13 protein-coding genes are annotated in these 15307 nt (G+C 39.3%); 6 read left to right on the forward strand and 7 right to left on the reverse strand.

Annotated elements, in window-relative coordinates:
* Window positions 1–166 precede the first annotated feature (166 nt).
* From nhaC to BTO21_RS07230, 5 genes are all read left to right on the forward strand, one after another.
* The gene (nhaC, locus tag BTO21_RS07210) at window positions 167–1624 is read left to right on the forward strand and encodes a Na+/H+ antiporter NhaC (protein WP_045030854.1); all 1458 of its coding nucleotides are present in this window, start codon (window positions 167–169) and stop codon (window positions 1622–1624) included.
* Window positions 1625–1681: 57 nt separating this feature from the next.
* A complete protein-coding gene (locus tag BTO21_RS07215; RefSeq protein ID WP_105026747.1) occupies window positions 1682–2851 on the forward strand; it encodes a MalY/PatB family protein in 1170 nt (389 codons plus the stop codon).
* Window positions 2852–3095: 244 nt separating this feature from the next.
* Window positions 3096–3284, forward strand: a complete 189-nt coding sequence (locus BTO21_RS07220) for a hypothetical protein (RefSeq protein ID WP_045030856.1) — start codon at window positions 3096–3098, stop codon at window positions 3282–3284.
* Window positions 3285–3578: 294 nt separating this feature from the next.
* The gene (locus BTO21_RS07225; protein ID WP_045030858.1) at window positions 3579–4229 is read left to right on the forward strand and encodes a LysE family translocator; all 651 of its coding nucleotides are present in this window, start codon (window positions 3579–3581) and stop codon (window positions 4227–4229) included.
* Window positions 4230–4532: 303 nt separating this feature from the next.
* Window positions 4533–5699, forward strand: a complete 1167-nt coding sequence (locus BTO21_RS07230; RefSeq protein ID WP_045030860.1) for a Card1-like endonuclease domain-containing protein — start codon at window positions 4533–4535, stop codon at window positions 5697–5699.
* Window positions 5700–5801: 102 nt separating this feature from the next.
* Here the strand turns inward: BTO21_RS07230 and BTO21_RS07235 are convergent, their stop codons facing one another.
* The 6 genes from BTO21_RS07235 to BTO21_RS07260 form a co-directional block, all read right to left on the reverse strand.
* A complete protein-coding gene (locus BTO21_RS07235; RefSeq protein ID WP_045030861.1) occupies window positions 5802–6032 on the reverse strand; it encodes a hypothetical protein in 231 nt (76 codons plus the stop codon).
* Between the two features lie 174 nt (window positions 6033–6206).
* Window positions 6207–6974, reverse strand: coding sequence for a uridine phosphorylase (udp, locus tag BTO21_RS07240; protein WP_045030863.1), 768 nt, complete (start codon window positions 6972–6974; stop codon window positions 6207–6209).
* 406 nt (window positions 6975–7380) lie between these two features.
* The gene (locus BTO21_RS07245; protein WP_065194478.1) at window positions 7381–9975 is read right to left on the reverse strand and encodes a zinc/cadmium/mercury/lead-transporting ATPase; all 2595 of its coding nucleotides are present in this window, start codon (window positions 9973–9975) and stop codon (window positions 7381–7383) included.
* A gap of 154 nt (window positions 9976–10129) precedes the next feature.
* A complete protein-coding gene (locus BTO21_RS07250) occupies window positions 10130–10603 on the reverse strand; it encodes a response regulator (RefSeq protein WP_065192428.1) in 474 nt (157 codons plus the stop codon).
* 12 nt (window positions 10604–10615) lie between these two features.
* Complete coding sequence (locus BTO21_RS07255) at window positions 10616–11941, reverse strand: ATP-binding protein (RefSeq protein ID WP_045030871.1); 1326 nt, start codon at window positions 11939–11941, stop codon at window positions 10616–10618.
* Between the two features lie 30 nt (window positions 11942–11971).
* Window positions 11972–13387, reverse strand: a complete 1416-nt coding sequence (locus tag BTO21_RS07260) for an SLC13 family permease (protein WP_045030873.1) — start codon at window positions 13385–13387, stop codon at window positions 11972–11974.
* Between the two features lie 69 nt (window positions 13388–13456).
* On the opposite strand from BTO21_RS07260, the gene BTO21_RS20335 reads away from it, so the two are divergent.
* On the forward strand, window positions 13457–13588 hold the full coding sequence (locus BTO21_RS20335; protein WP_258177516.1) for a hypothetical protein: 132 nt from the start codon (window positions 13457–13459) through the stop codon (window positions 13586–13588).
* A 132-nt stretch (window positions 13589–13720) separates the two neighbouring features.
* On the opposite strand, the gene BTO21_RS07265 is transcribed toward BTO21_RS20335, so the two are convergent.
* The gene (locus BTO21_RS07265) at window positions 13721–15160 is read right to left on the reverse strand and encodes an MATE family efflux transporter (RefSeq protein WP_232572856.1); all 1440 of its coding nucleotides are present in this window, start codon (window positions 15158–15160) and stop codon (window positions 13721–13723) included.
* Window positions 15161–15307 lie beyond the last annotated feature (147 nt).

Raw genomic sequence — 15307 nt, forward strand, 5'->3', positions numbered from 1 at the left:
GATCCCACTTTTTAATCATGTAATTTACATTTAATACTAATATGTTACATCAGTGAATTCCATCACAGAATCGTTATTTATTAATATCTACCCTAATAGTGTGACCAGAACAGATAAAAACAATTATTACTCTTACTTTTTTAAATGACGTGCGGATGTAAATTACATGGAAACAAAACCTATAACAACACCACCAGCTGGATTAGCTCTATTACCATTAATCGCAATGATTGGATTATTAGTCATTGGATACGGTGTGTATGGCCTTCCGATTGAAAGTCTTTTATTAACATCTGCAATCATTGCAGCGGCTGTAGCATGGAAAATTGGCTATAGCTGGAATGATATTCAAAATGCCATTATCGAGCGTTTAGCTAAAACGCTGCCTGCAGTATTTATTCTGGTATTAGTTGGCGGTTTAATCGGTAGTTGGATGGTCGGTGGTACAATTCCAATGTTGGTTTACTATGGTCTAAAAATAATTAGTCCAGAATACTTAGTGCTAACTTCATTTTTAGTAACGTGCATGATCTCACTGTGTACTGGTACATCATGGGGAGCGGCAGGTACTATTGGGGTTGCTCTTATGGGCATTGCAACAGGTATGGATGCGAATCTTGCCGCAGTTGCAGGAGCTGTAGTTTCTGGGGCTTACTTTGGTGATAAAATATCCCCATTATCTGATTCAACTAACTTTGCACCTGTCGTTGCGGGCACTGATCTCTATTCACACATTCAACATATGTTATGGACAACGATTCCAGCATTTATCCTATCCTGTGTGGTCTTTTTCTTTGTTGGTAACCATGAAGTAACAGCCGCTACACCAGCAAAAGTTATCGCTATGTTGGCAAATATTGAACAATTATTTTCACTTAATATTTTCTTATTACTACCTCCTGTGCTTATTTTATGGGGTGCTATTCGTAAACTACCAACGATCCCTTTAATGCTATTAGCCATTGCTATCGGTATTTTTAACTCAGTAGTATTCCAAGGTTTTAGCTTAGTTACAGCCCTTAATGCAATGCTTCATGGCTTCAATGCAAGTATGTTTACTGATGCTGGCTTGGGTAATATAACGGTTGCTAGTGATGTTCTAACGTTAGTAAACCGTGGTGGAATGACATCCATGATGGGCGTTGTATTACTGGTTTTCTGTGCTTTTTCATTTGCAGGCGCTTTAGCACTTACTGGTGCCCTTAATGTGATGGTTAATTTACTTAGCAAAGGCATTAAAGGAACAGCAAGCCTTATCGGAGCAACAATTGTGACAACAATTACAGTGGTATGTACCACCTCTGACGGTAAATTAGCACTGCTGATCCCATCGGAGTTATTTCGTGATACTTATAAAAAAATGCAACTAGATCCTAAAAACTTATCCCGTACTATTGAAGATGCAGGCACCGTTATTGAACCTCTTGTTCCTTGGACTAATGCTGGTGTCTTTATGGCCGCGACATTAGGTGTTTCAACACTAGATTACATGCCTTGGGCTATCCAAAACTATTCAGCTATTTTCTTTGCCATGTTATGGGGCGTAACAGGCGTTGGTATTGCTAAAGTAGTAAAAGAAGTAAAAGAAGTAAAAGTAACCACACAAAATAAAGCCACAATATAAATAAATTATTTTGGAAAGCCCGTCAATTTTGGGCTTTCCTGCTTACGAGAGAAAGTTATGCCACACGAACTTGATACAATAATTAATCGCTATAATACCGACAGCCTAAAATGGGACTATATGGAAAAATGGCTTGGTGTTCCAGAAGGAGAAGCATTGCCAAGTTGGGTTTCTGATTGGGATTTTAAAGCACCAACATTTATTACTGATGCACTACAACAGCGCTTAGACCATGGCATCTTTGGTTATTCTGAGCGTGGTGATGAATACTTTAATTCAGTCATTGATTGGTGGGCTGAACGTCATCAAGTCACACTACAAAAACAATGGTTCCATACTACACCAGGAAGCTTACCTGCTATTGCTATGCTAGTAGAACAATGGTGCCATGTCGGCGATAAAGTCCTCGTATTAAGCCCGATATATCACGCTTTTTATCGCACCATTGAAAATACAGGACGTACTGTTGCTGAATCTAGCTTAATCAATAATAACGGTTATTACACTATCGATTTTACCGATCTTGAAACGCAATTTAAAAATGGCGTTAAGATTATGATCTTCTGTAATCCACATAATCCTGGTGGCCGAGTCTGGACAGAACAAGAAGTCAATAAAGTCTGCCAACTTTGTCATCAATACGGTGTGTATCTTATCTCTGATGAAATTTGGGCTGATATTGTGTTCAGTGGCCATAAATTTTACAGCTGCTTACGTGTAGACCCTAAATATTTTGATAAATTAGCAGTATGTATTGCGGGTACAAAGACATTTGGCTTACCATCAATGCGCTTAACAAATACCATGATTCCAAATGAAAAATCAGCCCAAGCATTAAAAACTAAATTGCTTGCCTATGGTATCGATGTGTATAGCGCATTTAGCATTATTGCTAACCAAGCAGCATACCGAAATGGTCACGAATGGGTAGATGAAACCGTTAGGTATTTAGAAGAGAATAACAACATTCTTGAGACTTTTGTTCGTGATGAGCTTAAACAAGTGACCTACCGTGTTCAAGAATCGACCTACTTAGCATGGTTAGACTGCCGAGCAATGGGGCTTGATGATCAAGTGTTAGAAAAAATGCTACATAAGGCTGGTGTTATTCCAACAATGGGATATGGATTTGGTCAAGATGGTAAAGGCTTCATTCGTCTAAATTTAGGTTGCCCAAAAGCTATTCTAGAACAAAAAATTAATCGACTACGAACAATACTTAAGTAAATATCTTATTCGATTATATTTCGATATAACGACTCTTTCAAAAATGTGCATTAGGGTAACCGCTATTTCTCCTAATGCACTCTTGCTTATAAACTGCCTCATTATCTTTTACTATAAAAAGCAAATAGAATTTCTCTTCTGAATCCATAATGAGTAATCTCTAATTACAATCATTTTAGTAGTAAACGATTAACGATATAATTACGCTTAATCGTACCGTTATATATCAAGGATAAAAACAATAATGCCGACTCAACCACAACTAACAGAGACACAAAAATCAGCCATTGAAGAAATGGTGATTAACCGTGTAAATGCAATGAACAACGATGCTGTTTTATGTGAAGCGATTGATAATAAAGTCCACAGCATGGAAGAACATTTAAAAGCTTACTTTCAGGAGCGATTTCATTTCCACAGCAATAAAGCATAATAAAAAACAACCAGAATAGTTTAAAAAACAGTCATTAACTGATCACTTCATTTGAGTTTCGATGACACTCATTAGTGATCAGTTTTTTATTATCCCTCATACTTACTGACCGTTCCCCCTCAGAAACAACATCACTAAAACCAATTATCTTACGTTCAAACAACCAAAAACAGACAATTAATACACATAAACACTACAATGAAGCAAAAAACACCAGCTATTAATTATAACCCATAGAATGTCACTGTTTATTGTGTAAAATATAGTCTTCTGCACTCCAACGTTGTTTTTACCATGATTGATTTAAATATATTACCGCTTTACCTTACCGCTGTGATCGCCTTACTGCTTATTCCCGGACCAGACATGCTACTTATTGCAAGTTCAAGCTTAACTTACGGTCGTAAAGTCGGTATTTATGCCAGCTTAGGTAATGCAACATCCGGTATTTTACTAACTATTTTAGCCGCACTTGGGGTGTCAGCACTGATTGCAATGAACCCAATCGCATTGCATGTTTTACGTTTAGTCGGTGGTGCGTATTTATTAAAAATGGGTTGGGATTGTATGCGCACTCACCCTGATGATGCACCTCAAGAATTAGAACATTCTAATAAAATGGCATCAACATTATATCGTCGTGCAGTATTTACTAACCTGCTCAACCCTAAGGCATTAATTTTCTTTGTTTTGTTCCTACCACAATTTGTTTCAACCCACGTTGCAACATCATCAGGTGAACAAATGCTGATTCTAGGGTTACTGCTTAATGTTTTAGGACTATTATTTAATCTATTTTTAGTAACAACTATTGGGGTTTTTGGTCAATCATTACTAAAGAATGAAAAATTCCGTAATAACCAGCATAAATTCATGGGATTAATCTTCTTCGTGCTCGCGATTTGGCTGTTAGCTTCACAGCTACCCACGCCACCGAGTATGTAAGTTATTATTGATAACTATGTTTCCAACAAAAAAAATACCACTAATTACAGTGGTATTTTTAAAAAACACATTAGCTATCTAAAAAAAATGATTAAAAATAGAGTATTAGAGAAAATAAATGCATATGTAACATTATCAATTTATATAAGAATAATTAGCCTATAAAATTTGACTTGAATTTCACACTAAAAAACCTCATATACATACCTTATAGATGTGCTGCGCACGCTTACCTTTTCATTTCTTTTATTTAATGCGCACCACAACATTACGCCCAATATGTCGGGCGCATTAAGGATTATTATGATTACTCACGTTGGTATTATTGATCAGGATCCAGTTCGCCTGATCACTCCCTTATTAGACGAAGCAGTACCTGCCGATAAAATGGTATTTATTGGTACAGAAAAACAACAAAAACAATACGATCGACTCGCTTCTATTTTGATTCCACGAAACATTATTGTTGAATTTTTCATTATTCCCGACATCATTAATGTCACTCAAATTCGACAACGCCTTAACCAACTTGCCGACCAATTAAAGCAAGACAGTCGTGATGTATGGTTTAATGCAAGTTGTGGTTTACGTCACCGTTTATTATCTGCTTATGAAGTTTTCCGTTCTTTTGATTGGCCTATCTACGTCATTGAACCTTTCAGTGATGAAATGTGCTGGTTATTCCCCAATGACCGTGAGCAACAACAAGTTCAAGACCGTATTCAAATTACAGATTACCTCACTATCTTTGGTGCTCGCTGTGAGTTGTCTGATAATCCAATGCCTGAATCACTTAACGACCAGTTATGGGAACTAGGCCAGCGCTGGGCAAGTTCCGCATTAGAATTAGGCCCAGGTTTAGCAACCCTTAATTACCTTGCAACAACATGCCGTAAAGAACAAATATTGCATGTTGAACTCAGTGAGAAGCAACAAGGCTATAAAGAACTAGGGACGTTACTAACCGACCTAGAAGAAACAGGCCTTGCGACATACCACGATGGTATTTTAACGTTTAAGCATGAAGAAGCGCGTCGATTTGCTAACGGCGAGTGGCTAGAAAGCTTAGTTCACTGTACTGTTCGTGCGATTCAAAATGAATTACCGACGATTCAAGATCATTCTCTAGGAGTGCAGGTTTACCGTAAAATTGGTGAACGTGAAGTCCGTAATGAACTTGATGTTGCAACTATCGTTAATAATAAGCTCCATATCATTGAGTGTAAGACCAAAGGTATGCGTGATGATGGCGATGATACCTTGTACAAACTAGAGTCATTACGTGACCTGCTAGGTGGCTTACAAGCACGTGCAATGCTAGTCAGTTTCCGTCCTTTACGTCATCACGATTTAGTTCGTGCTCAAGACTTAGGCTTAGCGATCATTGGGCCAGATCAACTTGGTGATTTATATACGCACCTTCATGAATGGCTTAAAGGTGCAGGCGGTGAAGCACATAACCCTGCATAAGCATCAATATTAAGAATTATACGTGATCAAAAAAGGCCTTAACTAAGGCCTTTTTTATTTTTATCCAATACTAATAATCGCTTAATGCTGTTTGACGCTAGTTTATCCAAGCCGATTGAAAACAATCCCTGCCGCTTGTTGCTTCTGTGTATGATGCTGACCTTCATCTAATATTAAAGTAACCGTAGTGGTATTCTTCCCTACCGTAGCAATAATATCTCTTACGACAAACACATCATCTAAATAAGCAATTTTCATCTGTAATACAGGTGAAATGGGTAATGCAATACTGTCTTGATGTCCATTTGGAAATGTAATTTTATAATCAATCATATATGTAATTTCACTCAGCAAAACGAATGACTATTCTACATTAAAATAGTACTAATAGTTAAATTCCCCAAATAGCATATATGTTAATAATATAATTAACATTTATTAATCATTTAAAATAAAAAAAGCCAACAGTAAAATTACTATTGGCTTTCTAAATATAAATTAAGGCGCTTATTTAGTTAGCATCTGACGAGCAGCTTCAACTACAATCTTAATTGAACGAGTTTCAGTTGCTTTTAATGTTGCGTGATCAGGTGTTTCTTTTTGAGTACGGTTAATAATAACACCCGCAACACAACCTGCACGTAAACCAGAACTTGCACACATAGTTAATAGTGTTGCAGATTCCATTTCAAAGTTCAGCACACCCATTTCTTGCCACTCTTTCATAGAGCCTTGGAAACGACGTACAACACGACCAGAGAATGTGTCGTAACGCTCTTGACCTGGGTAGAAAGTATCACTAGAAGCCGTTACACCAGTATGTACGGTTGCGCCAGCATCATCACATGCTTGCTTCATTGCTGTCGCGACAGTGAAATCAGCAACCGCTGGGAATTCCATTGGAGCAAAGTGAAGACTTGCGCCATCAAGACGAACAGAAGCTGTTGTTACAATCATATCGCCAGGATTGATATTAGGTTGAATAGCACCTGTTGTACCTACACGAAGGAAAGTATTAACACCAAGTTGTGCTAGCTCTTCAACTGCGATAGATGTTGAAGGACCGCCAATACCAGTAGAACAAATAACAACAGACTTACCATCTAGTTGCGCACGATATACTGTATATTCACGTGCACTTGATAGGAACTCAGGGTTTTCCATTAAGTTGGCAATTTTTTCTACACGAGCAGGATCACCAGGGATAATTGCTAATTCAGCACCGTTAAGATCCGCTTTATTAACACCAAGGTGGAACACTTTATTGTCAGACATAATGATACCCTTTAAATTTAATCACTCTAATTATAGGAACAAGAGCTGGATAATTATTGTGGTTTGACAGCAATTGTAATACGCAACATAACAACAACGTCTGTCAAAATCTTCCGTAACGATAACGGAAGCTGAAACTGTTTTTAGTGAGTTGAATCACATTAACTGAAAGCAATGAAATTTTTAGTTACAAATTAACAAGACATAGATCACAACAAAACGTTTTCCTATCGAACTCATCACAAAAATTAGCAACGTCTTTCTAACGTTTAGCGTAATCATTTCGTGGCGAATATAATAAGATAAAAAATATAATGAGAACAAAGCAGAATGGTGTTTAGCCCATTCTGCTTATCGTGATTATGCTAACAATATTACGCTAATAATATTAATTGTATTAACGTGGCTATTCTTTGGGCTTAAAACGTAATAAACGCAAAGCATTTAATGTCACTAATGCCGTTGCACCACTATCAGCTAATACTGCAACCCACAATCCCGTAACCCCCATGATGGTTGTCACTAAGAAAATACCTTTTAGACCCAGAGCAAGACCGATATTCTGACGAATGTTATTCAATGTTGCTCGTGATAATTCAATCATCACTGGCAACTCAGATAAACGGTTATGGGTAATAGCAGCATCTGCGGTTTCTAATGCCACATCAGTACCACCACCCATTGCAATACCGATGGTCGCGGTTTTCATCGCAGGCGCATCGTTAATACCATCACCTACCATCGCTACACTATGGGCATCATTCAGCTTACGAATTTCAGTAACTTTATCGGCAGGTAATAAACTGGCGCGATAATCAATATTGATTTCTTTCGCAATCGCTGCTGCTGCACGTGCATTATCACCCGTCAGCATTACTGATTTAATACCCAACTGATGAAGCTTTTCAATCGCAATTAAGGCATCTTCACGTAAGTTATCCCGCCATGCTACTAGCCCTACAGGTTGGGCATTACGAACGGCAACCACTAAGGTTTTACCTTCATCTTCTAACGCTGTAGCTTGTTGCTGTTGCGAGGCCGTAAGAACAATGTCTTGAGGTAAACGATCAGCGGCACATAATAAGAACTTATCGCCTTCCGTTATACCTTGAATACCACGACCGACTAAGGTTTCACGCTCAGTCGCTTCAACTACCGATAACTGCTTTTCTTGAGCACGATTAACCACCGCTTTTGCTAATGGGTGCAATGATCCCGCTTCAATAGCAGCAGCTTGACGTAATAATTTCTCGTCATCGTTATCCCAACAAACCATATCCGTCACCACAGGTTTACCTTCCGTTAGCGTACCTGTTTTATCAAATGCGACCACTTCAATATGACCTAATTGCTCTAACGCAGCGCCACCTTTGATGAGTGCACCACGACGTGCAGCCGCAGCCAAACCTGATGTAATCGCTGCTGGCGTTGAAATAACTAATGCACAAGGACAAGCAATTAACAGTAAAGCTAGGCCTTTATAAATCCATTCATCCCAAGATTGACCAAATACCAATGGTGGAATAATAACCACCAGCGCAGCTAATAAAATCATGCTTGGCGTATACCAACGGCTGAATTTATCAAGGAAACGTTCTAATGGCGCTTTACGAGATTCAGCATCTTCAATCATATGTAATATACGATCGATGGCATTATCGCCTTGGGCTGAAATAATGGTTAAACGCACCACTTTATCGGCAACCATGCTACCCGCCATGACTTTTTCACCCGGTGTACGTTCAACAGGAACAGACTCTCCTGTTAATGCACTTTCATCGAAACTGGCGATAACATCTAAGACTTGACCATCAGCGGGTAAACGTTCACCCGGCACCACTTCAATTACATCACCCGGTTTTAATTCAGCAGCAGATCGTTTGGTTTTACTGCCATCCGCTAAAATAACCGTTGCTTCTTCTGGCACTAACGCCATTAATGCTTTTACGCCACTACGCGCACGAGAAGCGGCATAACCTTCTAACTGTTCACCAATAAGGAACAGAAAAATAACCATTGCAGCTTCTGCTGTTTCACCAAGATATAGCGCACCAATGGCGGCAACAGACATTAATGTTTCAATAGAAAAAGGCGTGCCTGATCGGGTTAAAATGACCGCTTTTTTCAATATAGGGAATAAACCGACTATCGTTGTCAATGTGAAAGCTAATAACCCAGCTTCTGCTGAAACTGTTTTATTTAATATAAAAGAAATCACCATCATCAATGCGATAACAATGACTGACAAATGTTGAATCAAAAAAGATTGGGTCGGTAAGTCGGCAGCTTTCATTGTTGTAGAAACTAACGTAAAACCAGTTTGTTTAGATTTGTTTTCTATTTCAGATTTTAGTTTTTCGGGATCAGCCTGCTGATTATCATGAATATTAACAACCAATTTTTCAGTCGCAAACATCACTTTTGCGGTGTCGACAGCCGCTAATGACATGATGGCTTTTTCAAGTTTAGCCGCACAGCTAGGACAATCCATGCCTAACACTTTCCAGCTAAAGGTTTGTCCATGAGCGCTATTGGTTAACGATGCTTCTAATGCTAATTCTTGTTCTTTACTCATGGTTGGTGCAGAGCAGCATTGACCACTATGATCGTGGCTACTATGGTCATGATCGCTATGATCGTGGCTACTATGATCGTGTTCATGGTGATGCGTGTTATTGGCATCTGAACTATGTTGATGTGTATTTTTTAATACTGGTTTATCACTGGCTGCAACATGTGCACCAGTAATGGTAAAGCTATTTTTTTTTGTTACTGGATGGATGGCATTATGGGTTGTCGTTGAACAACAACCACCCGCCGCGGGACCTTCAGTATCATTATCACCACATCCTTCAGAATCTTTGTTACTTGAACAGCAATCAACACTTACGCTTGAACAGCAATCCGCGGTTGCAGCAACTACTGTAACAGTCGCTTTATTAGCAACCGTTGATTTTGCAGTATGAATATGGTCTTTTTTATTATTACATTGAGCACACATATCGTTCTCCTTGGGTGCTATGAGGTTTTACTGTTGATAATTATAAACCTTTGAGTTAAGTCCAAGGTCAAGCAAAATAGCGACCTATTACCATTAACACATAATAATAATTATCAAAAACCAGTAAACATCCCCTCGCACCCTCAGAGTTTAATTACCGTAAACGTCGTAAAACAGTTGTATTATCAACAATATCACCCCAAAGGGTATAATCTAATCCCATATCAAAGATGTATTCTGTCACTAATGTTCGCACACAGTTAGTAAGCACTTCTGCATCCCATGGCTTTTCAAAGTAACTTTCAATACGGGCTTGGTTGATCGCCGCAATGGTATCTTGATGGGTCGCCTGTCCCGTTAATAACAGCTTTTTTGTATGTATAAAGCGACTATCGTTTGCAACCGCAGTCAGTAACTCCACCCCGCTTTTACCGGGCATTACATGATCAGAAATAATAACACCAATAAACTGGCCTTCAGCATCGAGTTCATCCATCAAAGCTAATGCTTCATCCGCTGATTCACAATCTTCCAATAAAAAAGAAGGTTCAAATTCAGCTAAATCTTTCAATACCGCACTTAACACTTCACGCTGATCATCAACGCAAATAATTGTAATTTTTTCCATAATAACCATCCTTTACGTTATCGGTAATTTAATTCTAAATGTTGTCCGCTGATGATCACTTTTGACGGCAATCGTACCACCATAGCTATTCACAATACGTTGTACTATTGCCAACCCTAAGCCTAACCCAAACGATAAGCCGCCTTTTTTAGTGCTAAAATTAGGGTTGAAAATTTTACGTCGAGTCGCTTCATCAATCATCGGCCCATTATTAGTAATAGTGACTAATAATTTATTTTTTACACTCCGAGTAACAATTTCAATTTGCGGTGCTTCCGTATTTTCCATTGCATCACAGGCATTTTTAATCAGATTTACCCATATTTGCACTAGCTCGGTAACACTTGCCGTTACTGGCGGTAAAATTGCAGGGCGTAATACCACCTCAACGTAACGTAAATTACTTTGCAATAACGCCAATGATTTATGTAACGTGTCATTAATATCAACATTAGGGATACGCGCATGATCACCCCCCCCTAATTGTTTAACCGATCGTACAATACTGGCGGCATGCTTTGCTGCCAGTCGAATATCACGCAAATCACGCCCGCTATCCCAACAAATTAACGCAGCATCAATATGTTCAAGCCAATTAGCAGGAACATCGCCATCAGGTAATGCGCGCGCAAGGGTTCGAGCTTGTTCACGACTCAACTTATAGCACTGCTGTAATACCTTGGTTCGCTCACGAACTTGCGCTGAACTGATCGTCTGTCCATGAGCAATACCATGTTCTAAAAACGGTATCATTTGCGGCTGGTTATCAGTCACAAATTGACTGATAGCCGTTTGAATATTTTCGGTTTTACTGCTAATTACCCCAATGGCATTATTGAGTTCATGGGCGATACCTGCGGCTAATTGACCTAAGGTGGTCATTTGTTCGGTGGCATACAATTTTTGGAGCGCTTTTTCTTTTTCTAGGGCAGCAATCCCCGTTAACATTTGTCGTGTTGCTAACTCATGTACCATTACTGGCATAAATTGCTCGGCTAATGATCCATAATGTTCAGGCTCAACCGCTTGCGTCGATAAATCAATCCACGCTATTTCACTGTTTTTTTCAGCCACCACCGTTGTTGAAGCCACTAGCGTTTGAGCAAAAAAACTGTGTACCCCAAAGAACATCCCTTCTTTGACGACAAATACTTGCGCACTTAATCCATTTTCTTCACTTTTTAAGTAGCCCGATAGTTCGCCTTGCTTAACCCAATATAGGCGATCGTTATAGCCCTCTTGACGCAAAACTTCAGTTCCAGCAGCAACAGCAATAGTCGTCGCTGGATCTTGAAAATAGGTATCAATGATCCGTCTAAGCGCTTTGGGTTGATTCATGGCATCATCCTTGAATTATGTCTACTTACGCTAAATATGATCGATGACTTGTAAGCCCCAAATCATCACAAAACTCAGTAACACACCGACCACACCAATAATCACCCCCACCCGTGCCATTTGATTACTTTCAACATGACCTGTTGCATGCGCTAACGCATTCGGTGGTGTACTAATAGGTAATGACATCCCAAGTGATGCTGCAAACGTCACCACTAAAATCAAGGTTACTTCGCCACCTAATGGCGTTAATGACACCATTGATGTACCCAATGCTGCCATAATAGGCATTAATAAGTTAGCGGTGGCAGTATGTGACATAAAGTTTGCCATTAATAAACATAGCATTGCTGCGCCAAATAAGACCGCATACGGTGAGAACACATCAAATGGAATACTGTGTACGACCAATCTTGCTAAACCAGTCTTATCTAAGGCTAAACCCAGTGCAATACCGCCTGACACTAACCACAAAACATCCCATGATATTTTCTTGAGATCTTCTTTATTAATGATCCCAGTTAACGAGAAAATTGCGACTGGAATTAACGCCACCGTATAAGAGTTCATGCCATGCATCGAGCCCATAAGCCACAAAATAATGGTGACGGCAAATGTCACATAGACCGTGATAGCTTTAGGGGTTTTTAGAAACTTACCTTGAATAGTCAACTCAATCGATTGTTGGGTTGCTGGATACATTTTATTAATTAGCCACCATGCAAATACCAATAACACTGCCACAAACGGCACCCCAAAGAACATCCATTCACCAAACGTAATCAGATTTTCACCCGTAAGGTATTTCAATGCGATGGCGTTAGGTGGGGTACCAATCGGCGTACCGATCCCACCAATGTTTGCAGCAACAGGAATACATAATGCAAAGGCTATTTTACCCGGATCTTTTGCACCAAATAAGGTAATCACTGGCGCTAAAATAGAGAGCATCATCGCTGTGGTAGCAGTATTTGACATAAACATTGAGAAAATAGCGGTAATCAACATTAAACCAAACATCACATACTTAGGTTGGTGTCCAAACGGTTTTAATAACACCCTCGCTAAGTTGACATCTAAGCGATATTTCGTCGCTGCCATGGCCAAAAAGAAGCCACCTAAAAATAACATAATAATAGGACTGGCAAAGGTCGCCATTATCTCGCTATAACTCATTAAGTTACCAAAATGAGGCTGTCCTTCATCAAGCCTAAATAAATACAGACTTTTATCTGACAGTAATAATAATTCCAGCACAATGATCACAACAGACGTTGCATAAATAGGAATAGGTTCCATAACCCAACATAACGCTGCTAATAAAAAAATAGCAATAACACGCTGTTGAATCACCGTTAATCCCTCAATCGGAAAAGCCGATGCAGGTAATAACAAAATAATGAGTGGGATCAGAATAGGTATGATATAGCGAAGATTTTGACGCATAGAGCATTATTCCCTTAAACAATAAATACGCCATCACCTTTATTTTCCTTAAATAAAAGGTGAAGTGTAATGGCTAAACTAACACTGCTTGCCATGATTAATCACGGCCGCGGCTATGAACATCACATCTACAAGCTAATAATTGTTAGTATTATTATTGTCGCTGGCTCTTGCTTTTATTTCATCGCGTTAGATCAATAAAGCGATGAAATAATCGCTATTTAGCTAAAATAACGATCACATTCTGACAAAAAAATTGTCATCTGCCTCTCAGGTAACATTGATAAATGCGAGTAATATCACGCAAATAATACATTACTCAATAAGCGTTTTTTATTTTTCTCTTTTTTGTACAGAGCTATCATGATGATGTTGAGGATCAGCCGCTAAGGTCTCTTCCAAGACATCTTCTGTCCCCATATAGGTGCGTGATGAACAAAATGGTGCAACCGGTACAGAGGGCGTTAATATTTCATGGCTATCTAACTGCTGTTTTTCATGCACTAATCCCATCTTCTTAACCTGATGGATCACTAAGCTAAAACCAATAATACCAAACACCACCGAACCGAGAGCTTGTCCAATTAAGACCCCACTCGCCCCAGCAATATGACCGCCAACAAGTACAAATGGGATCGTACCTAGCGTCGCTTTCCCCATATTTAAAGCAGTTGACCATGTCGGTCGATTGAGATTATTAAATGCCGCATTTGCCACAAATAATGCCCCATTAAAAATAAAAGTAACTGCAACAAAACTACAGAATACACCGACAATTTCAGCTGCATCACCAGAGAGACTGAACATCGCTATCAATAAGCCTTGTCCAAACCAGAGCAATAGCGATATGCCAATACAATATGCCGCGGTAAATAACATTGCATCACGTAAAATTTGATTAATGCGATCCCAACGTTCAGCACCAAAATTTTGTCCAATGATTGGTCCAACGGCACCTGATAACGAAAAGACCAATGCAAAACAGACCGGCATAATTCGCCCAATAACCGCATAACCCGCGACAAAACTTTCGCCAAAGTGAGCGATATTACTGGTAACAACGGCATTACCAATTGGGGTAGCGGTATTGGTTAATATCGCGGGTAATGCAATTTTAGCCACTGTCGGTAATGCTAATTTAAAGCTGGTAAGATCAGGTTTTGCAACCAATTGATGCTTATAAACCACAGCATACAAAGAAAAACTCATCACGGCTAATCGCGCAAAAACAGAGGCAATAGCAGCACCTTGCATGCCCATTGAAAGCCCAAAAATAAGCAACGGATCTAATACCGCATTAACACCACCACCAATTAACGTGGCAACCATTGAACTTCGAGCATCACCGACACCACGCAATGCAGCGCCCGCAGACATAGAAACAGCAATAAGTGGCGCACTAGGCAATAAGATCACTAAATATTGGGTAGCGGCTTTTGCAACAGCACCTTTAGCACCTATTGAATCGAGCAACAATGGTAATTGCCACAGCATTAGACCAACGACAATAATGCTAATAACGACGGCAAAAATCATCACATTAGCAGCCATCATCCGTGCTTGCTGACGATCATTTTTACCTAAAGCGCGTGATACTAGTGCACCTGCAGCAATCGATGTGCCGATAGAAATTGAAGTAGAAAAAAAGACTAACGTTCCGGCAAAACCAATCGCAGCTGCGAGTTCTATTTGCCCTAACATACTAATAAAAAGCATGTCGAGTAAATCAACTAAAAACAGTGCCATTAAACCAATAGCGCCCGTTCCTGACATCACAACAATGTGGCGCATAATAGAGCCAGTTAAAAATTTAGCTTGGCTATTTTCTGCTACATTTTCTTTGTTCACAACGTCTCCAAATATGTATCATAATGTCATAAAACGTAGACACACCAATAAAAAATAAAGGCGCTAAATGCT

Origin of the sequence: Photobacterium phosphoreum (assembly GCF_002954725.1) — a bacterium.
Classification (GTDB): Bacteria; Pseudomonadota; Gammaproteobacteria; order Enterobacterales; family Vibrionaceae; genus Photobacterium; species Photobacterium phosphoreum.

Excerpts from the sequence above, each read along its gene's own strand:
- nhaC (WP_045030854.1), top strand. The coding sequence starts at position 167 with ATGGAAACAAAACCTATAACAACACCACCAGCTGGATTAGCTCTATTA.
- BTO21_RS07215 (WP_105026747.1), top strand. The coding sequence starts at position 1,682 with ATGCCACACGAACTTGATACAATAATTAATCGCTATAATACCGACAGC.
- BTO21_RS07220 (WP_045030856.1), top strand. The coding sequence starts at position 3,096 with ATGCCGACTCAACCACAACTAACAGAGACACAAAAATCAGCCATTGAA.
- BTO21_RS07225 (WP_045030858.1), top strand. The coding sequence starts at position 3,579 with ATGATTGATTTAAATATATTACCGCTTTACCTTACCGCTGTGATCGCC.
- BTO21_RS07230 (WP_045030860.1), top strand. The coding sequence starts at position 4,533 with ATGATTACTCACGTTGGTATTATTGATCAGGATCCAGTTCGCCTGATC.
- BTO21_RS07235 (WP_045030861.1), bottom strand. The coding sequence starts at position 6,032 with ATGATTGATTATAAAATTACATTTCCAAATGGACATCAAGACAGTATT.
- udp (WP_045030863.1), bottom strand. The coding sequence starts at position 6,974 with ATGTCTGACAATAAAGTGTTCCACCTTGGTGTTAATAAAGCGGATCTT.
- BTO21_RS07245 (WP_065194478.1), bottom strand. The coding sequence starts at position 9,975 with ATGTGTGCTCAATGTAATAATAAAAAAGACCATATTCATACTGCAAAA.
- BTO21_RS07250 (WP_065192428.1), bottom strand. The coding sequence starts at position 10,603 with ATGGAAAAAATTACAATTATTTGCGTTGATGATCAGCGTGAAGTGTTA.
- BTO21_RS07255 (WP_045030871.1), bottom strand. The coding sequence starts at position 11,941 with ATGAATCAACCCAAAGCGCTTAGACGGATCATTGATACCTATTTTCAA.
- BTO21_RS07260 (WP_045030873.1), bottom strand. The coding sequence starts at position 13,387 with ATGCGTCAAAATCTTCGCTATATCATACCTATTCTGATCCCACTCATT.
- BTO21_RS20335 (WP_258177516.1), top strand. The coding sequence starts at position 13,457 with ATGGCTAAACTAACACTGCTTGCCATGATTAATCACGGCCGCGGCTAT.
- BTO21_RS07265 (WP_232572856.1), bottom strand. The coding sequence starts at position 15,160 with ATGTCAGGAACGGGCGCTATTGGTTTAATGGCACTGTTTTTAGTTGAT.